Source organism: Oceanimonas doudoroffii, assembly GCF_002242685.1.
Taxonomy (GTDB): Bacteria; Pseudomonadota; Gammaproteobacteria; order Enterobacterales; family Aeromonadaceae; genus Oceanimonas; species Oceanimonas doudoroffii.
The window spans coordinates 812,446-833,312 of sequence record NZ_NBIM01000001.1 but is presented as its reverse complement, the minus strand read 5'-3'; the positions used below and the strand labels follow the sequence as shown (position 1 = coordinate 833,312).

General features: G+C 60.3%; 18 protein-coding genes. 11 read left to right on the top strand and 7 right to left on the bottom strand.

All coding sequences use genetic code 11. The features are described 5' to 3' along the window. Positions 1 to 86 precede the first annotated feature (86 nt). Positions 87 to 695 (top strand): hypothetical protein, encoded by a 609-nt coding sequence (locus tag B6S08_RS03815; protein WP_094199434.1) that lies wholly within the window; start codon positions 87 to 89, stop codon positions 693 to 695. Positions 696 to 716: 21 nt separating this feature from the next. On the opposite strand, the gene B6S08_RS03810 is transcribed toward B6S08_RS03815, so the two are convergent. The 5 genes from B6S08_RS03810 to B6S08_RS03790 all read right to left on the bottom strand — a co-directional run bounded on the left by B6S08_RS03810 (position 717) and on the right by B6S08_RS03790 (position 6,705). After that, a complete protein-coding gene (locus B6S08_RS03810; protein WP_094199433.1) occupies positions 717 to 2,558 on the bottom strand; it encodes a methyl-accepting chemotaxis protein in 1,842 nt (613 codons plus the stop codon). A gap of 72 nt (positions 2,559 to 2,630) precedes the next feature. Continuing rightward, the gene (locus B6S08_RS03805; RefSeq protein WP_094199432.1) at positions 2,631 to 3,263 is read right to left on the bottom strand and encodes an MBL fold metallo-hydrolase; all 633 of its coding nucleotides are present in this window, start codon (positions 3,261 to 3,263) and stop codon (positions 2,631 to 2,633) included. Between the two features lie 22 nt (positions 3,264 to 3,285). Beyond that, positions 3,286 to 4,377, bottom strand: coding sequence for a tRNA 2-selenouridine(34) synthase MnmH (mnmH, locus tag B6S08_RS03800; protein ID WP_094199431.1), 1,092 nt, complete (start codon positions 4,375 to 4,377; stop codon positions 3,286 to 3,288). Continuing rightward, positions 4,370 to 5,407, bottom strand: coding sequence for a selenide, water dikinase SelD (gene selD, locus B6S08_RS03795; protein WP_094199430.1), 1,038 nt, complete (start codon positions 5,405 to 5,407; stop codon positions 4,370 to 4,372). Before selD ends, mnmH begins: the two co-directional genes overlap by 8 nt. Before the next feature lie 104 nt (positions 5,408 to 5,511). After that, on the bottom strand, positions 5,512 to 6,705 hold the full coding sequence (locus B6S08_RS03790) for a class I SAM-dependent methyltransferase (protein WP_094199429.1): 1,194 nt from the start codon (positions 6,703 to 6,705) through the stop codon (positions 5,512 to 5,514). Positions 6,706 to 6,783: 78 nt separating this feature from the next. On the opposite strand from B6S08_RS03790, the gene yccX reads away from it, so the two are divergent. Further along, positions 6,784 to 7,056, top strand: a complete 273-nt coding sequence (yccX, locus tag B6S08_RS03785; protein ID WP_094199428.1) for an acylphosphatase — start codon at positions 6,784 to 6,786, stop codon at positions 7,054 to 7,056. A gap of 84 nt (positions 7,057 to 7,140) precedes the next feature. Here yccX and B6S08_RS03780 read toward each other — a convergent pair whose 3' ends face one another. Further along, positions 7,141 to 8,661, bottom strand: a complete 1,521-nt coding sequence (locus tag B6S08_RS03780; protein WP_094199427.1) for a fumarate hydratase — start codon at positions 8,659 to 8,661, stop codon at positions 7,141 to 7,143. 125 nt (positions 8,662 to 8,786) lie between these two features. Here B6S08_RS03780 and pabB point away from each other — a divergent pair, with 125 nt between their 5' ends. The 3 genes from pabB to B6S08_RS03765 all read left to right on the top strand — a co-directional run bounded on the left by pabB (position 8,787) and on the right by B6S08_RS03765 (position 12,258). Then, on the top strand, positions 8,787 to 10,163 hold the full coding sequence (pabB, locus tag B6S08_RS03775; RefSeq protein WP_094199426.1) for an aminodeoxychorismate synthase component I: 1,377 nt from the start codon (positions 8,787 to 8,789) through the stop codon (positions 10,161 to 10,163). Then, positions 10,160 to 10,723: a CoA pyrophosphatase gene (locus B6S08_RS03770; protein WP_094199425.1), complete on the top strand. Its 564-nt coding sequence runs from the start codon at positions 10,160 to 10,162 to the stop codon at positions 10,721 to 10,723. Before pabB ends, B6S08_RS03770 begins: the two co-directional genes overlap by 4 nt. Positions 10,724 to 10,875: 152 nt before the next feature. Continuing rightward, positions 10,876 to 12,258 carry an L-serine ammonia-lyase gene (locus tag B6S08_RS03765; RefSeq protein WP_094200534.1) on the top strand — a complete coding sequence of 461 codons (1,383 nt, stop codon included), beginning with the start codon at positions 10,876 to 10,878 and terminating at the stop codon, positions 12,256 to 12,258. Positions 12,259 to 12,434: 176 nt separating this feature from the next. On the opposite strand, the gene metG is transcribed toward B6S08_RS03765, so the two are convergent. Continuing rightward, positions 12,435 to 14,468 carry a methionine--tRNA ligase gene (metG, locus tag B6S08_RS03760; RefSeq protein WP_094200533.1) on the bottom strand — a complete coding sequence of 678 codons (2,034 nt, stop codon included), beginning with the start codon at positions 14,466 to 14,468 and terminating at the stop codon, positions 12,435 to 12,437. 140 nt (positions 14,469 to 14,608) lie between these two features. Between metG and apbC the strand changes: the two genes are divergently transcribed. From apbC to B6S08_RS03735, 6 genes are all read left to right on the top strand, one after another. Continuing rightward, a complete protein-coding gene (gene apbC / locus B6S08_RS03755) occupies positions 14,609 to 15,682 on the top strand; it encodes an iron-sulfur cluster carrier protein ApbC (protein WP_094199424.1) in 1,074 nt (357 codons plus the stop codon). Between the two features lie 98 nt (positions 15,683 to 15,780). Further along, positions 15,781 to 16,362 (top strand): dCTP deaminase, encoded by a 582-nt coding sequence (gene dcd, locus B6S08_RS03750; protein ID WP_094199423.1) that lies wholly within the window; start codon positions 15,781 to 15,783, stop codon positions 16,360 to 16,362. Between the two features lie 116 nt (positions 16,363 to 16,478). Then, complete coding sequence (locus B6S08_RS03745) at positions 16,479 to 18,434, top strand: AsmA family protein (protein WP_094199422.1); 1,956 nt, start codon at positions 16,479 to 16,481, stop codon at positions 18,432 to 18,434. 232 nt (positions 18,435 to 18,666) lie between these two features. Continuing rightward, complete coding sequence (locus tag B6S08_RS03740) at positions 18,667 to 18,912, top strand: hypothetical protein (RefSeq protein WP_094199421.1); 246 nt, start codon at positions 18,667 to 18,669, stop codon at positions 18,910 to 18,912. A 425-nt stretch (positions 18,913 to 19,337) separates the two neighbouring features. Next, on the top strand, positions 19,338 to 19,583 hold the full coding sequence (locus tag B6S08_RS18200; RefSeq protein ID WP_141202174.1) for a hypothetical protein: 246 nt from the start codon (positions 19,338 to 19,340) through the stop codon (positions 19,581 to 19,583). A 144-nt stretch (positions 19,584 to 19,727) separates the two neighbouring features. Further along, a complete protein-coding gene (locus tag B6S08_RS03735; RefSeq protein WP_094199420.1) occupies positions 19,728 to 20,834 on the top strand; it encodes an NADH:flavin oxidoreductase/NADH oxidase in 1,107 nt (368 codons plus the stop codon). Positions 20,835 to 20,867 lie beyond the last annotated feature (33 nt).

Below are 20,867 nucleotides of genomic sequence, written 5' to 3'. Positions count from 1 at the left end.
CAGTCCTTTGGCCATATGACTCCATTATTTATGGGGTTGCGGTTTTTTGCTAGGGTAGCGGCTTTTGACCCGTTCGGAATTCCATCATGACCATGCAGCGCCTGACCGTGCAACAGTTATTACAGCAGCCCCTTGAATATGTGCTGCAGCCGCCCGCCTTTCGCTTTTACGCCACTCAGGTGTCCGTGCTGCTGGCCAGCCTGATGGCGGTGGCGTGGTCGTTGCTGGATGGGCAAGGCGGCTTTGAGCTGATGCACTATGTGGGGCTGGTGTTTGGCGGCGTGCTGCTGCTGGTGAGCCTTTGGCCCGCCAGCTGGAGCCGTCAGCGGCTGATTAACCTGGCGTTCGATGCCGAGCGGCTGTATCTGGTGAATGGTAATAGCAAACAGGTGGTGAGCCTGCCCAGGACGCGGGTGCGGGCGGTGAACAAGGGCAAGCTGCCGGGCCACGACGGCGCCATTATCGCCTTTACCCTGGATTTGCAGCTCGATGAGCAAGAGCTGGACCAGGTGCATCAGACCCTGGAGACTCAGGCCGAGGAGCGTTTTGCCCTGGGTGAAGGCCGTTATCGCTTTGGTTTTGTCGCCAACTGGCAGCCTCGGCGCAAGCTGCTGGCCGCCATCGCCCCCCTTGCCCCCATCGTGGTGGTGGAGGAGCCGGCAAAGGGCGATGACGACGACGAGTGGGACGACTGACAAAAGATAAAACCGGTTGCCTCAGGTGCGAAATACCGCCACCACCTGCTGCAAGCCTTGGGCCTGTTCGGCAATGTCCTGACTGGCGTGGGCGTTGTTGCGCACCGACTGCACCGTGTTGTCGGTAATGTCCCGAATCACGACCACGTTTCTGCCAATTTCGTTGGCCACGCTGCTCTGTTGCTCAATGGCGGCGGCAATCTGAGTGGCCATGTCGGAGATCTCGGTGACTTCCCGCGTGATGTCGTCAAGCACGATCTCGGCCTGTTGCGCCTGCTGACTGCTTTCCTGGCCGTGTTCGCGGCTTTGGTAGATGATGTGTACCATGGCCTCGGTTTTGCCCTGCAGTGAGCCGATGATGGTGGCAATTTCCTGCGTGGCATCCTGAGTCCGGGCGGCCAGGGCCCTTACCTCATCGGCCACCACGGCAAAGCCACGGCCCTGGGGTCCAGCCCGGGCGGCTTCAATGGCGGCATTGAGCGCCAGCAGGTTGGTCTGATCGGCGATCTCGCGAATCACCTGCAGCACATTGCCGATGGTTTCACTCTGGCGCGACAGCTCCTCAATGCTGCCTACCGACGCCTCCAGCTGGTCCGCCAGGCGGCGAATGTGCGCTATGGTGCCCTGCACCTGTTGTTGCCCCCTGGCGGCGTTGTCGTTTGCTTCACCCGCCTTGATGGCGGTGTTGTCGGTGTTGCGGGCTATGTCGTCTATGGTAGTGACCATTTCGGTGACGGCGGTGGCCACCTGCTCGGTTTCCTGCTGCTGCCGCTCAATGTCGGCGGCGGTGGTGGCGGCATTGGTCGACAGTTGGGAGGTGGTCTGGTTCATGGTGTTTACGGCCTGGTTGACCTGCATGATCACCTCGCGAAATCCCTTGAGCATGATATTGAGGGCATCGGCCATTTCCGCCATCTCATCCCGGCTGTGGGTGTCGATGTGCAGGCCCAGATCGCGGTTGCGGTGAATGCGCAGCACGGCATCGCGTATTTGCCGAATCGGGCGAAAGATGGAACGGCCGATAAGCGCGGCCACCAGGGCGGTGAGCAGCAGCATGGCCACAAATACCAGGCTGGCGGAGCGGCTGGCCCGATCAAGGTAGGCCTGCAGCTCCTGCTCAATGGCGGTAACGGTGTCGTCCAACAGGGTTTCCGTGCTTTCAATGGTCTGGTGCATGGCCAGTTGCAGGCCCTGCTCACTGTTCAGGCCGATGCGTTGCAGCCCGTCGGCATAGGCCATAAAGCGCGCCCGGTAATGGTTGGCCTGAGTGTGGGGCAGGCCCAGGGTGTCGAGTTGTGCCAGCAGGCGCTGGTGCAGCGCGCTAAAACGTTCGACGTAGCGCAGTTCGTGGCGCAGCATAAAGTCCTTTTCGGCCCGGCGCAGCTGCAGCAAGGTAACCAGAATGGGGTCGGCGCCGTATTGATTGAGCTCGTCCTCCACCTGATGCACGGCCCGGCGCAGCTCGCCCTCCAGGCCGGATTCGTGATCCAGCCCCAGGGTCTGATAGCCGGCGACCACGGCTTCAAAATCCTTGCCGTACTGGGCGAAAAGCCGATCCAGGCTGGTCAGGGCATCCAGGGGCAGTTGCTGCCGTTCCAGCAGGCCGCGCAATTCCGCCAAATGGCCGTGTGTCTGGGTCAGTTGCCGGTTGAAATCGTGCAGATAAGCCAGGTCCAGACGCGCCATAAAATTCTTCTCACTCCGGCGCAGGCCGAGCACGTCGTTGGTCAGAGTCATGGCCAGTGCCTTGCCATGGTTCAGGGTGTTGATGGTATTCAGGGTATGGGTGAACAGCACGAATAACATGCCCATGGCGGCGACCACCACCAGGGTATTGAGTACCAGTTTGTGTTTTATTTTCATCCGTTTGTTTTTCTCGTTATCGGAACAGCGAAAAGCAGGGGGGAGAAGGCGCCCGCCAGGGGGCGCCCGGGATTAACGCAGGAACGGGTTATGCTGGCGCTCGTGGCCAAAGGTGCTTTCCGGACCGTGGCCGGGCACAAAGGTAATGTCGTCCCCCAGCGGCAGCAGGGTTTCCCTGATGCTGTCGAGTAACTGCTGGTGATTGCCGCCGGGAAAGTCGGTGCGGCCAATGCTGCCCTGAAACAGCACATCGCCCACAAAGGCCAGTCGTTGCCCCTTGTGCACCAGCACCATATGTCCCGGGGTGTGGCCGGGGCAGTGGTACACCTCAAGGGTTTCTTCGCCCACGGTGACGGTGTCACCGGCGCCCAGCCAGCGGTCCGGCGTAAAGCCCGGCACCGGGTCAAAGCCAAACATTTGCACCTGCTGGGGCAGGCCGTCTATCCAGTAGGCGTCGGCTTCGCCGGGGCCCTCTACCGGCACACCGGTGCGGGCCTGAAGCTCGCCGGTGGCGCCCACATGGTCCAGGTGGCCATGGGTGAGAATAATGCGCTCAAGAGTGAGATTGCGCTCAGCAAGGGCCGCCAGCAGGCGTTCGGTTTCCCCGCCAGGATCAATCAGTGCCGCCCTGTTGGTGGCCGAGCACCACACCAGGCTGCAGTTTTGCATAAAGGGGGTCACCGGCAGGGTGATACGGTTCAGCATGGTAATTCCTTTAACATAACATTCAGGGCTGGGAAATCTGCGCTTCGGGCCGTTGTGCCAGCCAGTGGGCCAGCTCCTCGGCCTCGCCCCGTTTGACGATACGATCTTCCTTGGCGGCCTGGTGACGGGCATAAATCGGGTCGTAATAGCTGCCCAGCAGGGTGGCGATCCACTCGTCGTGGCCACCACAGCCATGGCCGGCCCGCTGCTGGCGCACGGCTTCGCTTACAATTTCCGATAGCCGGCGCCACTCCCGGTCGCCCAGGCGCTTATACAGTCGCTTGAGGCTGTCCTGCAGGTAGTGCTCCAGCCGGTCAAAGTCGTCGTTGAAGTGGTGTTGCATGGTCTCCACGTAATCGTGGCGAATTTGCCGCACCCGCTGCTCAAAGGGTACTTCCAGCAGCAGCAGCGGCATTTGCTGCATGCGCTCATAGAGGGGCAGGGGCACCGGGCAGCGGCCGATCATGGCGCTTTCGTCTTCCACCAGCCAGCCCTGAATGCCGGCCTTGCGTTGTTTCATGCGGGCAATGGCGAGGCGGTTTTCAAAGTTGATGGGGGTGGGTTGAGGCTCGCCCCAGTGACCAAAGCTGGAACCCCGGTGGTGGGCATAGCCTTCCAGATCCAGCGACAACGGGCTGCGCGCCAGCCAGTCGGTCTTGCCGCTGCCGGTCAGGCCGGTGAGCACATAGCCGGGCCCGGCAAAGCCCTGTTCAATTTCTTCAAGCAAGCGGCGGCGCAGCGCCTTGTAGCCGCCCTTTACTCTGGCCACCGGGCGGCCGGCATCATGCAGCCATTGCTGTACCGTCTGGCTGCGCAGGCCGCCGCGAAAACAGTAAATCACGCCGTTGGGGTGTTCGCTAAACCAGTCCAGCCAGCCCTGTAGCCGCGCTTCACGCACCTCGCCCGCCACCAGCCGGTGACCCAGTTCAATGGCCGCCTGCTGGCCCTGTTGCTTGTAGCAGGTACCCACCTGCGCACGCTCGTCGTCGGTCATCAGCGGCAGGTTGGTGGCAGCGGGAAAGGCGCCCTGAATAAATTCTACCGGGGCGCGCAGGTCCAGCATGGGCACATCGCCGGTCAGCAGCCGGTCGAGATCGGTTTCCAGCTCAGGCATCCACAACCTCAATGCGGTGTTCACCGGCAGGGATCAGCTCGCCGATGGGGGACAACTCGAGATCATGGCGGGCCGCCACGCGCAGGAAGTCGTCAATGGCCCCGGGGCGCACCGCCACCAGCAGGCCGCCGCTGGTTTGCGGATCGCACAGAATGTGCTGCTGGCGCTGAGTGAGCGGGGCCAGCTTGTGGCCGTAGGCGTCGAAGTTGCGCAGGGTGCCGCCGGGCACGGCGCCGGCCTGCAGGTAGTGGTCCAGGTTGGGCAGCAGCGGAATATCCGCCATGTGCAAAATGGCGCTGACATCGGCGCCTTCGCACACTTCCACCAGGTGTCCGAGCAGGCCAAAGCCGGTGACGTCGGTCATGGCGCTGACCCCTTCCAGCGCGGCAAAGTCCTGACCGGGCTTATTAAGCTGGCACATCACTTGCGGTGCAAGCTGGCTGTCTTCGTCCCGCAGCACGCCCTTTTTCTGGGCGGTGGAGAGCACGCCAATGCCCAGGGGCTTGGTCAGAAACAGCACATCGCCGGCGGCGGCGGTGTCGTTGCGCTTGACCTGACTGAGCGGTATCTGCCCGGTCACCGCCAGGCCAAAAATGGGCTCGGGCGCGTCTATGCTGTGGCCTCCGGCCAGGGAGATGCCGGCATCAAAGCAGGCCTGACGGCCGCCGTCGATCACCTGTTGCGCCACTTCCGGCGCCAGGGTGTTGACCGGCCAGCCGAGAATGGCAATGGCGACCACGGGTGTGCCACCCATGGCGTAGATGTCACTGATGGCGTTGGTGGCGGCAATGCGGCCAAAGGTAAAGGGATCGTCGACGATGGGCATAAAGAAGTCGGTGGTGGAGATAATGCCCATGCCATTGCCAATGTCGACCACGGCGGCGTCATCGCGACTGGCGTTGCCCACCACCAGGCGCGGATCGTTAAAGCCGGGCAGCTGACTGTGCAGTATGGTGTCGAGAATTTTGGGGGAAATTTTACAGCCGCAGCCGGCGCCGTGGCTGTATTGGGTCAGGCGAATGGGTTCCACTCGAGCTTCCTTGGTGACTAACGGAAAGCGCCCATTCTACTCTTTCTCGCCGTTATTCGCACCCGCTTCCCCCCGGCGCGCAGACCGGGGGAAATGAGCAGGGCTTACCAGGCCCGCACCACCAGGCCCTTGAGGTAGTGGCCTTCCGGATAGGCGGTGCCGATGGGGTGATCGGCGGCCTGGTTCAGGCGTTCCAGAATCTGGGCATCGCGGCCGGCATCCAGGGCGGCGTCGGCCACGATCTTTTGAAACAGATCCGAGGTCATCAGCCCGGAGCAGGAGAAGGTGAGCAGCACACCGCCCGGATTGAGCAGCTGAAAGGCCAGCATATTGATGTCTTTATAGCCCCGGCAGGCGCCGTTGAGCTGGGCCTTGCTTTCGGCGAATTTGGGCGGGTCCAGCACGATCACGTCAAAGCTTTCACCCTGCTCCCGGTAGTCCCGCAGCAGCTTGAACACATCGGCCTGCTCAAAGCGGGCGCGGCTTAGGTCGAGCTGGTTCAGCTCGGCATTTTGCCTGGCCAGAGCCAGCGCCGACTCGGACACATCGGCGTTGACCACTTCGCTGGCGCCGCCCTTGAGCGCATAGACGCCAAAGGTGCCGGTGTAGCTGAAGCAGTTCAGCACTCGTTTGCCTTGGCAGTAACGACCGGCAATGCGGCGGTTGTCGCGCTGATCCAGGTAAAACCCGGTCTTGTGGCCGGTCTCCACGTCCACCAGAATGCGCACGCCGTTGTTTTCCTCGATCACCACCGGCTGGCTGGGCAGGGTGCCGGCCAGCAGGCCCTTGCGCTCTTTCAGGCCTTCCTTTTTGCGCACCGCCACGTCGGAGCGTTCATAGATGCAGGCGTCCGGATACAGGTGGGTGAGGGCGGCCACAATGGCCTTGCGCCAGCGCTCGGCGCCGGTGCTGAGCAGCTGGCACACCACCACATTGGCGTACACGTCGATGGTCACCCCGGGCAGGCCGTCGGACTCGGCGGCGCACAGCCGGTAACCGGTCAGGCCCTGTTCGGCAATCAGCGCCTCGCGGCCGGCTTTGGCCCGCTTCAGGCGGCGTAGAAAGAAGGCATCGTCGATGGTCTCATGACGGTCAAAGGTCCAGATGCGGGCGCGGATCTGGGACTGGGGCGAGTAGAAACCCCGGCCCAGCCATTGGCCGTTGTGGCTCAGAATATCGACGGTATCACCGGCGTTGGGCTGTCCCTGTACCTTGTCGACGGCACGGGAAAAGACCCAGGGGTGGCGGCGCAGGAGGGATTTTTCCCGTCCTGCAACTAGGGTTATAGAGGAGGTCATAGGCTGGGCTGCTTGCTTGCAAAAAGGGGCACAATTCTAGAAGTGACGAGAGTAAAACACAAAGGGGGGCGTACAAAAATGACCATTATCGCCAAAAAGATCTGGGTCAGCGGCCGAGTGCAGGGGGTGAGCTTTCGTTATTACACCCAGTGCGAGGCGGAACGACTGGGGGTGCACGGTTACGCCCGCAACCTGCCCGATGGCCGGGTTGAGGTACTGGCGGAAGGGCAGGCCGCCGCGGTGCGCCAGCTGGTGGCCTGGTTACGCCACGGACCGGATACGGCGCGAGTGAATGGGTTGGAAGAGGACGAGATCGCGCCCAGGGGCGTGCACGGGTTTGAAACCGGGTGAAGGGAGCGCGGGCTGCCCCCATTCGGGGACAAGATGCCTGCGCCAAAGAAAATGCCGGCTTATGAGCCGGCATGCGTATCGGGTTTAGCCTTTGAGCGTGGCGTCCAGCTCTTCGATTTTGGCTTTCCAGATGGCGGGGCCGGCCACGTGGGCGTTCTGACCCTCGCTGTCTACGGCCACGGTCACCGGCATGTTTTCCACCTCGAATTCGTAGATGGCTTCCATACCCAGATCTTCAAACGCCAGCACGCGGGCTTTTTTCACCGCCTTGGCCACCAGGTAGGCGGCACCACCCACGGCCATCAGGTACACGGCCTGGTGATCCTTGATGGAGTCCACGGTGGCCGGACCACGCTCGGCCTTGCCCACCATGCCCATCAGGCCGGTCTGCTCCAGCATCATGTCGGTGAACTTGTCCATGCGGGTGGAGGTAGTGGGGCCGGCGGGGCCCACGGCTTCGTCGCCAATGGCGTCAACCGGACCCACGTAGTAGATAAAGCGATCCTTGAAGTCCACCGGCAGCGGCTCGCCCTTGCCGATCATGTCTTGAATGCGCTTGTGGGCCGCATCCCGGCCGGTGAGCAGCTTGCCGGAGAGCAGCAGGGTCTCGCCCATTTTCCATTCCTTGACGTCGTCACGGGTGACGGTGTCGAGGTTCACCCGGCGCACGTTTTCGCCCACCTCCCAGGTGACTTCCGGCCAGTCTTCCAGCTTCGGCGGCGTCAGCTCGGCGGGGCCGGTGCCGTCCAGGTGAAAGTGCACATGGCGGGTGGCGGCGCAGTTGGGAATCATCACCACCGGCTTTGACGCGGCGTGGGTGGGGGCGGTTTTGATCTTGATGTCCACCACGGTAGTGAGGCCGCCCAGGCCCTGGGCACCAATGCCCAGCTTGTTGGCCTTTTCAAAGATCTCCAGGCGCAGCTTGTCTTCGGTGGTGTCGGCGCCACGTTCAATCAGGTCGTGAATATCGACCGGATCCATCAGGGATTCCTTGGCCAGCACCGCGGCCTTTTCGGCGGTGCCGCCGATGCCAATGCCCAGCATGCCCGGGGGGCACCAGCCGGCGCCCATGGTCGGCAGGGTTTTCAGCACCCATTCCACCACGTCGTCGGACGGGTTCAGCATTACCATCTTGGACTTGTTTTCTGAGCCGCCACCCTTGGCGGCAATGGCCACTTCAACGTGATCACCGGGCACCATGTCGATATGCACCACGGCGGGGGCATTGTCTTTGGTGTTTTTACGGGCACCGGCCGGATCGGCCACAATGCTGGCGCGCAGCGGGTTGTCGGGATTGGTGTAGGCACGGCGAACGCCTTCGTCCACCATTTCCTGCACGGTGAGATCCGAGTCCCACTGTACCTGCATGCCGATTTTCACAAAGCAGGTCACAATGCCGGTGTCCTGGCACAGGGGGCGGTGACCTTCGGCGGACATGCGGGAGTTGATGAGTATCTGTGCAATGGCGTCTTTGGCGGCCTGGCTCTGCTCTTTTTCGTAGGCTTTTTCCAGCGCTTTGACGAAATCCAGCGGGTGGTAGTAGGAGATATATTGAAGGGCGTCAGCAACGGAGTCGATAAAGTCCTGCTTTTTGATAATGCTCATGGCTTCCTCATGGGTTATCGGCTGGCTCTGTATTGTTATAATCGGCGCCATGATACGCTTTGCCGCCCCCGGCTGACCAGTCTGGCCCGGGGCGGAATGCCAAAACTGTCGAGTGGATTACATAAATGGGACTGCCTTTGCACATACACAGCGAGCCCTTTGCCGGGCCGGTGCGCGACTTTTTTTCACCCCTGGCCAACAGCCCCTGGGCGGTGCTGCTGGAGTCGGCCTCGCCGCTGGCCGCAGACAGCCGTTTTCACATACTGAGCGCCAGCCCGGTCGCCACCCTGGTGACCAGTGGCGATGCGACCACCATTACCCATGCCGACGGCACCGATAGCAGCCGAGACTGCCCCTTTGCCCTGCTTAAAACCTGGCAACAGCGGTTGCTGGGTGACGTTGTCCTGCCCGAGGAATATGCTCACCTGCCCTTTGCCGGTGGGGCCCTTGGGCTGTTTGGCTACGATCTGGGCCGGCGGCTGGAGCGTGTTCCCGAGCTGGCCGCCAATGAGCTGGCCACCCCGGACATGGCGGTGGGCCTGTACGACTGGACCTGGGTGATAGACCGTGAATGTGAGCAGGCCCATCTGCTGGTGCTGGGTGACGAGGACGCACTCACACAAAAGCTGGCCTGGTGGCGCAGGCTCACCGCCGCGCCCGGCATGCCGTTTCACCTGACCGGGCCCTGGCAGGCCAATCAAAGCCGTGAAATATACGGTGACCACTTTAATCGAGTGCAGGACTACCTGGCCGCCGGCGATTGTTATCAAATAAACCTTACGGTGCGCTTTAACGCTCCCTTTGAGGGGGAGCCCTGGCAGGCCTATTGCGGACTGAGCGAGCACAACCGGGCCCCCTTTTCCGCCTTTATGCAACTGCCGAAGAGCACGGTTCTGAGCCTGTCGCCAGAGCGCTTTATCGCCCTGGAAGGGCGCCGGGTGGAAACCAAGCCCATCAAGGGCACGCGGCCTCGTGGCGACAATGAACAGCAGGACCAGCAACTGGCCGAGGAGCTGGCGGCGGCGCCCAAGGACAGATCCGAGAACCTGATGATAGTGGATCTGTTGCGCAACGACATCGGCCGGGTGTGTGTGCCGGGCTCGGTCAGGGTGCCATCGCTGTTTGCCATTGAGTCGTTTCCGGCGGTGCACCACCTGGTGTCGACCATCACCGGCGAGTTGCAGCCAGGCTTGAATGGAACCGATCTGCTGGCGGCTACCTTTCCTGGTGGCTCCATTACCGGTGCCCCCAAGGTACGGGCCATGGAAATCATCGAGGAGCTGGAGCCCCACCGCCGCCACGGTTACTGCGGCAGCATGGGTTACCTCAGCGCCCACGGCCGCATGGACACCAGCATCACCATTCGCACCCTGCTGGCGGAGCAAGGCCGGCTTTACTGCTGGGCGGGGGGCGGCGTGGTGGCCGACTCGAAGCAGGCGGATGAATACCAGGAGTTGTTCGACAAGCTGGGCCGCATATTGCCGGTACTGGAACGCCTATGACCCTGGACGAGCTGATCACCCGCATCAACCTGTTGCCGCCCCAGCCCGACGACGGCTGGCCGCAACACGCCCGGCCGGCGGCGGTGCTGATGCCGGTGCTGGAAGGCGAGGCCGGACTTGAACTGGTGCTGACCCGGCGCAGCAGGCATCTGCGCCAGCATCCGGGGCAGATCAGCTTTCCCGGGGGGCGCGTGGACGACACCGACCCCAGCCTGTGGCACACGGCCCTTCGGGAAAGCGAGGAAGAAATCGGCCTGCCGCCGGAACGCTGCCGGCTGCTGGCGCGACTCAGGGCGCAGTACACCATTTCCGGTTTTGCGCTCACGCCCTTTGTCGGGCTGGTGGAAGGTCAGCCCGAGTTTGTGCTCAACCCCGATGAAGTGGATGAGCTTTACCGGGTGCCGCTGGATTACCTGCTGGATCTGCGCCATCACCATGTGTTGAGCCAGCATCGTCGGGGCAAGCTGCACCGGGTGGTGTTCATTCGCTGGCAGGGATTGTGGGTGTGGGGCATTACCGCCGCCGTGATCCATCAGTTCGCTCGCCAGGTGGCACGCTGAGCGGCGATCCCCATCACAAATCCCGCTGATTTTTTTTTGCTTGTTAAAATGTTGTTGGGGTTAAGCTCAAATAAACCTACAATCGTTCAATAATAGTTGAGCGACCGCATTCGGCGTCGCTGTTCCTAAGCGAGTAGTGTTTGGAGTTTGCCATGATCAGCGTGTTTGACATGTTCAGTATCGGTATCGGCCCGTCTTCTTCTCATACCGTTGGCCCCATGCGGGCAGCCCACGCCTTTGTTCAGGCCATGGCCGAGCAGGGCACACTCAACCGCACCACCCGCGTGGAAGTTGAGCTGTTTGGCTCTCTGGGCCAGACCGGCATCGGCCACGGCACCGGCAAGGCGGTGATCCTCGGGTTGGGCGGCTATGATCCGGAGTCGGTGGATGTGGACATCATTCCCGGTTTTCTGGAAAAGGTGGAAAGCAGCCAGGAAATCGTGCTCAACCAGACCCACCCGGCGGCGTTTCCGCGCAGCGGCGCCGTCGTGTTTCACCGTCGCAAGACCCTGCCGCTGCACAGCAACGGCATGACCTGCCGCGCCTTTGAGGGCGATGCGGTGCTGGCCGAGCAGTCTTACTATTCCATTGGTGGCGGCTTTATCGTCAAGGCCGAGGAATTTGCCGACACCAAGGCCGCCGCCGTGGCCGAGTCCAGCGCCCGGCCGGTGCCCTATCCGTTTAAGAGCGGCAACGAGCTGCTGCGCCTGTGCCGGGAAAACGGCATGTCCATCAGCGGCCTGATGATGGCCAATGAAAAGATCAATCGCAGCGAGGAAGAGATCATTGCCGGCCTGCGCGAGATCTGGGACGTGATGAAGGCCTGCGTCAAGCGTGGTTGCAAGACCGAGGGCATTCTGCCCGGCGGCCTCAAGGTCAAGCGCCGCGCACCGTCGCTGTATCGCCGCCTGGTAAGCGAGTCCCAGTACAATAAGGATCCTTTAAGCGTGATGGAGTGGGTGGACCTGTTTGCCCTGGCGGTGAACGAGGAAAACGCCGCCGGTGGCCGAGTAGTGACCGCGCCCACCAACGGCGCCGCCGGCATCATTCCCGCCGTGTTGCACTACTACGACAAGTTCGTGCAGCCGGTGGATGACGATGCCCTGGTGCAGTATTTCCTGACCGCCGCCGCCATCGGCATTCTGTACAAGGAAAACGCCTCCATCTCCGGTGCCGAAGTGGGCTGCCAGGGTGAAGTGGGCGTGGCCTGCTCCATGGCTGCCGGCGCGCTCACCGCCGTGGTGGGGGGCACCATAGATCACGTGGAAAACGCCGCCGAAATCGGCATGGAGCACAACCTGGGCCTGACCTGTGATCCGGTGGGTGGCCTGGTGCAGGTGCCCTGCATTGAGCGTAACGCCATGGGCTCGGTCAAGGCCATTAATGCCAGTCGTCTGGCCCTGCGTGGCACCGGTGAGCACAAGGTGTCCCTCGACAAGGTGATCAAGACCATGCGTGACACCGGCATGGACATGAAAACCAAATACAAGGAAACCGCCCGCGGCGGCCTGGCAGTGAACATTATCGAATGCTGATGCCGTCCCGCGAGGGGTGAGGCATGAAATGAAAAGCCCGGCGATACCGGGCTTTTTGTATTTGGATAGGAGTAGGTTGTGATGAGCGAAGCGAATCCCAACGTATTACGGGCGCCAGCGGAATGTTGGAATTCGCGGGGCTCATTCCAACCTACGGTTCCAACGGCTTCCAGCTATTATTTTATGCGCATACCCGGCTGGGCGCCGTCGTGGGGCTCAAGGATCCACAGATCCTTACCGCCGGGGCCGGCGGCCAGCACCATGCCCTCACTCATGCCAAAGCGCATCTTGCGTGGGGCCAGGTTGGCCACCATCACGGTGAGCTTGCCTTCCAGATCTTCCGGGTTGTAGGCAGACTTGATGCCGGCAAACACCTGGCGGGTTTCACCGCCCAGATCCAGTTGCAGGCGCAGCAGCTTGTCGGCCTTGGGCACGGCTTCCGCCTTCTTGATCAGCGCCACCCGCAGATCCACCTTGGCGAAGTCGTCAAAGGAAATGGTGTCGCCGATGGGATCATCCGCCAGCGGACCGGTGGGGGCGACCTTGGCCTGTTCGGCGGCCAGATCTTCCTTGGAGGCTTCCACCATGGCGGTGACCTTGTCGGCCTCGATACGGCTGAACAGCGCCTTGAACTTGTTGACGCTGTGGCCGGTCAGCGGCGTGGCAACGGCGTTCCAGGCCAGATCGGCGTTGAGGAAGGCCTCGGCCCGCTCGGCCAGTTGCGGCATGACCGGCTTGAGGTAGGTCATCAGCACCCGGAACAGGTTAATGCCCACGGAGCAGATGGCCTGCAGCTCCGCGTCTTTGCCTTCTTCCTTGGCGATAACCCAGGGGGCCTTGTCGTCCACATAGCGGTTGGCCTTGTCGGCCAGGGCCATGATCTCGCGAATGGCGCGGCCGAATTCCCGCTGCTCGTAAAACTCGCCAATGCGCCCGGCGGCCTCGGCAAACTCGGCGTAAAGCTCGGGCTCGGCGCACTCGGCGGCCAGCACGCCGTCAAAGCGCTTGGCAATAAAGCCGGCGTTGCGCGAGGCCAGGTTGACCAGCTTGTTGACCACGTCGGCATTGACCCGGGCCACGAAGTCGTCCAGGTTCAGATCGAGATCGTCGATGCGGTTGGACAGCTTGGCGGCGTAGTAGTAACGCAGGCACTCGGGATCCAGGTGGTTGAGGTAAGTGTCGGCCTTGATAAAGGTGCCCTTGGACTTGGACATCTTGGCGCCGTTCACGGTGACATAGCCGTGCACAAAAATGTTGTTGGGCTTGCGGAAGTTGCTGCCTTCCAGCATGGCCGGCCAGAACAGGCTGTGGAAGTAGACGATGTCCTTGCCAATAAAGTGATACAGCTCGGCATCGCTGCCGGCCTGCCAGTAATCGTCAAAGTTCAGATCGTCGCGCTGGTCACAATAGTTCTTGAACGAGCCCATGTAGCCGATGGGGGCGTCCAGCCACACATAGAAATACTTGCCCGGGGCATCGGGGATTTCAAAGCCGAAATAGGGGGCGTCGCGGGTGATATCCCACTGCTGCAGGCCGGATTCAAACCACTCCTCCAGCTTGTTGGCCATTTCTTCCTGCAGGGCGCCGGAACGGGTCCAGGCCTTGAGCATGCCGTCGAACTGGGGCAGATCAAAGAAGAAGTGCTCGGTGTCTTTCATGACCGGGGTGGCGCCAGACACCGCAGATTTCGGATTGATCAGCTCCGCCGGGGTGTAGGTGGCACCACAGACTTCACAGTTGTCGCCGTATTGATCTTCGGCCTTGCAGCTCGGGCAGGTACCTTTGACGAAGCGATCCGGCAGGAACATGCTCTGCTCGGGGTCAAACAGCTGGGAAATGGTACGGCTTTGAATAAAGCCGTTCTGCTTGAGCCGGCCGTAAATCAATTTCGCCAGCTCCCGGTTTTCATCGCTGTGCGTGCTGTGGTAGTTGTCGAAGCCGATGTTGAAGCGATCAAAGTCGTGCTGGTGTTCCTTCTGCACCGCGGCAATCATTTCCTCCGCGCTGACACCCAGCTGCTGGGCCTTGAGCATGATGGGGGTGCCGTGGGCGTCGTCGGCGCAGATAAAATGGACCTGATGGCCACGCATTCGCTGGTAACGAACCCAGATGTCGGCCTGAATGTGCTCCAGCATATGACCAAGGTGAATTGAACCGTTGGCATAGGGGAGGGCGCAGGTAACGAGAATCTTACGTGGATCGGTAGCCATAATTTCCATTTCTAGTTGAATCGGTTTGCAGGACCCCGCATGTTACCCGAGTTTTTTCTTATATACACTCATCAAGGACGTTTTCCCCCTATTGCGCTTTTTGTTACAGTGCAGGCATTCCCCTCACCGGACGCAAGTGAATGAATATTGAACCAATTCGGCAACGGCTGAGCCGTTTCAGGCCCGCTCACTGGGCCCAGGATCCGGTGACCGCCGGCATGGTGCGGCACATTGAGCTGCAAGAGGGCGTGCTGGCCATTTCCCTGGCTCTGCCCTTTGCCCACCACAACCTGCTGGATGAGCTGAACACCCTCAATGACGAGCTGTGTGCTCTGACCGCTGCGCGGGCGGTGAACTGGCAGCTGCAACTGGAAGTGGCCACCCTGGCCCATGCCAATGCGGCCCCCGCCGTGGCCGGCGTTCGCAACATCATTGCGGTGTCGTCGGGCAAGGGCGGGGTGGGCAAGTCCACCACGGCGGTCAATTTGGCGCTGGCCCTCAGCCGCCTCGGTGCCCGGGTGGGTATTCTCGATGCCGATATATACGGTCCGTCCATTCCCGTTATGCTGGGCGTGGCCGGCGCACGGCCGGCCAGCGACGATGGCAAGACCATGCAGCCGGTTGCGGCCCACGGCATTCGTGCCAACAGCATTGGGTTTCTGGTGGGGGACGACGACGCCACCGTGTGGCGCGGTCCCATGGCCAGCAAGGCGCTGTCGCAGATATTGCGGGAAACCCGCTGGGGCGAGCTCGACTACCTGGTGGTGGACCTGCCCCCGGGCACCGGCGACATTCAGCTCACCATTGCCCAGCAGGTGCCGACCACGGCGGCGGTGGTGGTGACCACACCCCAGAATGTGGCCCTGGCCGATGCGGTCAAAGGCATCAGCATGTTCAACAAGGTCAATATTCCGGTGCTCGGGGTGATCGAAAACATGAGTTATCACCAGTGCAGCCAGTGCGGCCATCAAGAAAGCCTGTTTGGCGAAGGTGGCGGCGAACACCTGTGCAGCGAGCATGGCGTGCCCCTGCTGGGGCAGATGCCGCTTAATGCCACCCTGTGCCGGCAAATGGACGCCGGCACCCCGGCGGTGGTGGCTGAGCCCGATGGCGACGTGGCCCGGCGCTACCTGGCCATGGCCGGGCGCCTGGCCGCCGGCCTGTATTTTGCCGGCAAGGCGGTGCCCACTACGCTGTATACCCGACAGGTATAACCACTGACAGTTTTTTCAGGTGCCGGCCCATCCGGCATCGTTTTCTATGCTGGCCCTGATATTGACGTGGCAGGGCCTGGTTGGTTTAAGGAGTTCTCATGCGTCTTTGTGATCGGGACATCAAGCAATATCTGGCCGACGGCCGCATTCAAATCGTGCCCGAGCCGCCGGCAGATCGGATCAGCGGCGTGACCGTCGATGTGCTGCTCGGCAATGAGTTCCGCGTGTTTCAGGATCATACCGCCCCCTATATCGATCTGAGCGGCCCCAAGGCTCAGGTGCAGGAGCAGATCAACCGGGTGATGAGCGATGAAATCGTGATTGAAGACGGTGAGGCGTTTTTCCTGCATCCGGGGGAGCTGGCCCTGGCGGTAACGCACGAGTCGGTCACCCTGCCCGACGATATCGTCGGCTGGCTCGACGGTCGCTCCTCCCTGGCGCGGCTGGGGTTGATGGTGCATGTAACCGCCCACCGTATCGACCCGGGCTGGAGTGGCCGCATCGTGCTGGAGTTCTACAACAGCGGCAAGCTGCCCCTGGCGCTGCGGCCCCAAATGGTGATCGGTGCGCTCAACTTTGAAACCATGTCCGGTCCGGCGGAGCGGCCCTACATGAGCCGGGCCAATGCCAAATACAAGTCCCAGAAGGGCGCCGACGCCAGCCGCATTAATCAGGACTGAACCCCCTTCGGGGGAGCTGAAAGCTATAAGCTGTCAGCTTTAAGTGGGGATGATTGTTGCGCGTAGGTTGGTTGACATGGGTCTTATCCAACAGGAATAAAAACGGGACAAAAATAATGAAAAAATGGCTATATGCGCTAGCGGTACTCGTGCTGGTGTTGTTGCTGGGGGCCTTTGCGTTGACCCGGCTGGTAGACACCGACAGGATCAAGCGTCTGCTGGTGGAGCAGACACGGGAAAAAACCGGCCGCACCCTGGTGATAGAAGGGGATTTGAGCTGGCGTTTCTTTCCGTCCGTGGGTTTTACCCTTGGGAAGACCGCGCTGCTGAACCCGGCCGGTTTCGAGCAAGGCGCTACCCTGTCGGTGGGCGAGGTAAGCCTGGATGTGGCGCTGCAACCCCTGCTCGACAACCGGTTGGAAGTGGGGCATGCGGTGCTGCGCAACGCCCGCCTGCATCTGATCACCCGCAAGGACGGCTCCACCAACCTCGACGATCTGCAGCGGCTGAGCAAGCGTGAAGCCGCGGCTCCGGACGCCGAAACGACCGAACCCGACGTAAACGAGTCTGCCCCTGATCAAGCTCGCAGGCTGGAGTTTGTCAGCCTGGCCGGGGTGAAGGTGGTCGACGCCGAAGTATTGCTGCAGGACGAACGTAATGCCGGCCTGACCCGGCTTAACCGGGTTAATTTGACCCTGGATCGTTTCGCCCCGGGTGAAGAAGTCCCCTTCGGTTTCTCCAGCAACCTGTTTTCCGATGCGGTGCAGGGCAATGTGAACGCCGAAGGCCGGCTGTGGCTGTCCCCGGAATATGACCGGCTGCGGCTGGACGACCTCTTGGTCAGTCTGGGGGCGACCGGCCGTGCCGTGCCCGGCAACAAGGAGCTGACACTGAGCGGCGATCTGGCCTATCACATTGCCAACAAGCAGGCCGCCTTTACCGGCGTGAACATGACGGTGGGCTCGCTGGCGCTGGATGGTGAGCTGAACGTCAACCATGCCCCCGATGTACCGCAGATTCGTTTTGATCTGCATACCCCGCTGCTGGATCTGGAGCAGCTGAGCGCCGAATGGAGCAGTGAGCAGGGTGGCGCGGTCAGTGGTGCCGCGGCCACCGACAATCATGCCGAGGTGCCCGCCGAGGGAGCCAGCCTGCCGCCGTCCGTGGCTTCCAGTGAGCCGGATCTGTCCATACTGAAAACCCTGGATGTGCAGGGCCGGCTGAGTGCCGACCAGCTGAAGGTGCAGGGCATGGAAATGGAAAACCTCGAGCTGAACATCAAGGTGCGCCAGGGCAAGGCCTCGGCCGAGCAGATCAGCGCCCGGCTGTATGATGGCACCCTGAACGGCACCGTCAGCCTGAACGCCAATCCTACGCCGGCCCGTTTTGCCCTGCAAACCGAGCTGAAGGGGGTGGACGGCTATCAATTGCTGAACAATGCCGCCGGCATGGACTCCCTCGAAGGGCGTGCCAGCGTGGACCTGAATGTCACCGGACGGGGGCTGTCGTCCCAAGCCATCAAGGAAAGCCTAGCCGGTACCAGCCGGGTGGAATTTGCCGATGGTGCCCTGCGAGGCATCAATATTGCGGCCATGATCCGCCGGGCCTATGCCCAGGTAAAGGGTCAGCCAGTGATGGAGGAGCAGGAAGCCCAGAAAACCGATTTCAGTGCCCTGACCGCCGATTTTGCCATTGGCGAAGGCAAGGTGAGTACCGATAACCTGCGTCTGGCATCTCCGCTGCTGCGGGTGCGGGGCGAGGGGGAAACCAGCCTGCTGAATGACTCCCTTGACGTGTTGCTGAACACTTCCATTGTTGGCACCCTCAAGGGCCAGGATGGCGAAACCCTGGATGAGCTGAAAAATATTACCGTGCCGGTGCGCATCAGTGGCAGCTACAAGGAGCCCCGTTACAGCCTGGACATGCAACGGGTGTTTGACCTCTACCTGAAGGAAAAGGCCGGCAAGGAAGCGGAACGTCTGCAACGCAAGCTGGATGAAAAACTGAATGGCGAGCTGGGCGACAAGATCAATGAAAAGCTGCCCGGCCTGCTGGACAAGCTGGGGCTGTAAACCGGCCGCCATCGGCATCGGTATTAAAAAGAACAGGGTGGCGTGAGCCGCCCTTTTTATTGTCTTCGGGCGTTATCCTGCTGAGGCTATTACCACAAGGCCATGGTGTTGCTTCAACTTTTATTTACAACAATTCCAAAGCGGGAGCGGGTACACAGCACCATGGCAGCTCAAATATCATAGCGGGGTAGCAACAAATCCCGCTAACCAAATTTTGAGTAGAGACATTATTATGCGTAAACAAATTCTGCCCGCCATTGCCCTGTTCTCCCTGTTTGCCGTAGGCACAGCGTCTGCCGATGGTATCGATCGTCACGAGCAGCGTATGAAAGAGCTGCGTGACTCCCATGGTCAATATTCACAAAGTGTAGAAGTGTTGCCGAGCCAGGATCCTTCCCATCTGGCCCGGCAAAATGGCAGTGATGGTATTGACCGTCATGAGGCCCGTTTGGCCGAGCTGCGCGAGGCGCGTGGCTGATATCCGTCATCAATCCAGATTCAGGGGGGCGCCAGCCCCCTTTTTTATTGTTCTTCGGCTATTGCCCTGTATGAATCCGGCTGCAAGCCACGATCTGAACCTGGTTGAGCATCGAGTAATGATTCGACTATTATTTGAAATCGTTTAAACAATAAGTTGTAAATAACTGCATTGATCGCCTGAGCATTCAATAATAATGTTCGTTTTGCACTGTTTTAGTGCTTTTTAATGTTCCAGACCATCGAACATCAAGTGCGACAGGTCAAATCTACGTCAGGTGTGGGCATGATGCAGGCAAGTTTTGATTCAACTTTTACTCACAACGATTCCAAAGCCTGATTGGGTACACAGCATCACCTCGACTCGAATATCATGGCCGGGTAGCAACAAATCCCGCTAACCAAATTCTGAGTAGAGACATCATTATGCGTAAACACATTCTGCCCGCGATTGCCCTTTTTTCCTTGTTTGTCGCAGGCGCTGCGTCTGCCGACGGTATCGACCGTCACGAGCAGCGTATGAAAGAGCTGCGTGACGCTCATGGTAAATATGCACAGAGTGTAGACGTACTGCCGAGCACGGCCTCATCCCATCTGGCCATGAAAAATGGCAGCGATGGCGTCGACCGCCATGATGCACGCATGGCCAAGCTGCGAGAGGCCCGTGGCTGATTGCCAACGCCATTTATTTCAATCGCTGCGTCAACGCGTACGAAATACAAACGCCAGCTGCGTAACTAATGATTGATTCCAACGCACCGAAGTCTTCTTTGGTGCTTCTTGTGTTGCTTTTTGATTTCTAACAGGGAGATAAACATGGCAGCGTTATTTGAGCCGTTTACGCTGAAAGACGTAACACTTCGTAACCGTATTGCTGTGCCACCTATGTGTCAGTATTTGGCAGAAGACGGTTTCACCAATCAATGGCACGAAGCACACTACCAATCACTTGCTCGCGGTGGTGCCGGCTTGGTGATTGTTGAAGCAACCGCCGTTTCTCCTGAAGGGCGCATTTCACCAAACTGTCTGGGTATTTGGAGTGAAGAGCACGTAAGCGGCCTTCGGAGTGTTGCACAGCGCATTAAAGATCAAGGCGCCGTTGCAGGTATTCAAATCGCTCACGCTGGCAGAAAAGCAAGTGCAAACCGCCCCTGGGAAGGGGATGATCATATCCTGCCGACAGATGAAAAGGGCTGGCAACCCATTGGTCCCTCTGCCGTGGCATTTGGTGAACACCTGCCGGTAACCCCGACCGAAGTAACCAAGGCCGATATTGAGCGCGTGAAAGGCGACTTTGTCAACGGTGCCAAGCGTGCACGTGAGGCCGGTTTTGAATGGCTTGAACTTCACTTTGCGCATGGTTATCTGGCACAAAGTTTCTTCTCCAGGCACGCCAACAAGCGTACCGATGAATACGGCGGTGACGCAAAAGGCCGTGCTCGCTTCCTGCTTGAAACACTGAGTGCCGTGCGTGAAGAATGGCCTCAGAACTTGCCATTAACGGTCCGCTTCGGTGTGATTGAATATGACGGTGAAGACGAGCAGACACTGAATGAGTCTATTGAGCTGATCAAACAGTTTAAAGAAATTGGTGCCGACTTTGTAAACGTCAGCGTCAACTTCAATATTCCGAAAGCCAGCATTCCATGGGGTCCTGCATTCCTTGCGCCTATCGCTGAACGCGTACGCAATGAAGCTGCTATTCCAGTGGCCACGGCATGGGGTGTTGATACACCTGAGCTTGCCAACGAGACCATTGAAAAGCAGCAGCTGGATCTTGTCATGGTGGGCAGAATGCACCTGACTAACCCTCATTGGACTTACTATGCCGCGAAAAAGCTGGGCGTAGAGAAACCTTCGTGGGTGCTCCCTGCACCTTATGCCCACTGGCTCGAGCGCTATGCGCCGTCTGATGAAAGATAAGTCATGTGAATTCACGGCGCTTGCTCAAGCGCC

What these genes read in the sequence shown, in the direction of transcription:
- B6S08_RS03815 (WP_094199434.1), top strand. Translation starts at nt 87, where the DNA reads ATGACCATGCAGCGCCTGACCGTGCAACAGTTATTACAGCAGCCCCTT.
- B6S08_RS03810 (WP_094199433.1), bottom strand. Translation starts at nt 2,558, where the DNA reads ATGAAAATAAAACACAAACTGGTACTCAATACCCTGGTGGTGGTCGCC.
- B6S08_RS03805 (WP_094199432.1), bottom strand. Translation starts at nt 3,263, where the DNA reads ATGCTGAACCGTATCACCCTGCCGGTGACCCCCTTTATGCAAAACTGC.
- mnmH (WP_094199431.1), bottom strand. Translation starts at nt 4,377, where the DNA reads ATGCCTGAGCTGGAAACCGATCTCGACCGGCTGCTGACCGGCGATGTG.
- B6S08_RS03790 (WP_094199429.1), bottom strand. Translation starts at nt 6,705, where the DNA reads ATGACCTCCTCTATAACCCTAGTTGCAGGACGGGAAAAATCCCTCCTG.
- yccX (WP_094199428.1), top strand. Translation starts at nt 6,784, where the DNA reads ATGACCATTATCGCCAAAAAGATCTGGGTCAGCGGCCGAGTGCAGGGG.
- B6S08_RS03780 (WP_094199427.1), bottom strand. Translation starts at nt 8,661, where the DNA reads ATGAGCATTATCAAAAAGCAGGACTTTATCGACTCCGTTGCTGACGCC.
- pabB (WP_094199426.1), top strand. Translation starts at nt 8,787, where the DNA reads ATGGGACTGCCTTTGCACATACACAGCGAGCCCTTTGCCGGGCCGGTG.
- B6S08_RS03770 (WP_094199425.1), top strand. Translation starts at nt 10,160, where the DNA reads ATGACCCTGGACGAGCTGATCACCCGCATCAACCTGTTGCCGCCCCAG.
- B6S08_RS03765 (WP_094200534.1), top strand. Translation starts at nt 10,876, where the DNA reads ATGATCAGCGTGTTTGACATGTTCAGTATCGGTATCGGCCCGTCTTCT.
- metG (WP_094200533.1), bottom strand. Translation starts at nt 14,468, where the DNA reads ATGGCTACCGATCCACGTAAGATTCTCGTTACCTGCGCCCTCCCCTAT.
- apbC (WP_094199424.1), top strand. Translation starts at nt 14,609, where the DNA reads ATGAATATTGAACCAATTCGGCAACGGCTGAGCCGTTTCAGGCCCGCT.
- dcd (WP_094199423.1), top strand. Translation starts at nt 15,781, where the DNA reads ATGCGTCTTTGTGATCGGGACATCAAGCAATATCTGGCCGACGGCCGC.
- B6S08_RS03745 (WP_094199422.1), top strand. Translation starts at nt 16,479, where the DNA reads ATGAAAAAATGGCTATATGCGCTAGCGGTACTCGTGCTGGTGTTGTTG.
- B6S08_RS03740 (WP_094199421.1), top strand. Translation starts at nt 18,667, where the DNA reads ATGCGTAAACAAATTCTGCCCGCCATTGCCCTGTTCTCCCTGTTTGCC.
- B6S08_RS18200 (WP_141202174.1), top strand. Translation starts at nt 19,338, where the DNA reads ATGCGTAAACACATTCTGCCCGCGATTGCCCTTTTTTCCTTGTTTGTC.
- B6S08_RS03735 (WP_094199420.1), top strand. Translation starts at nt 19,728, where the DNA reads ATGGCAGCGTTATTTGAGCCGTTTACGCTGAAAGACGTAACACTTCGT.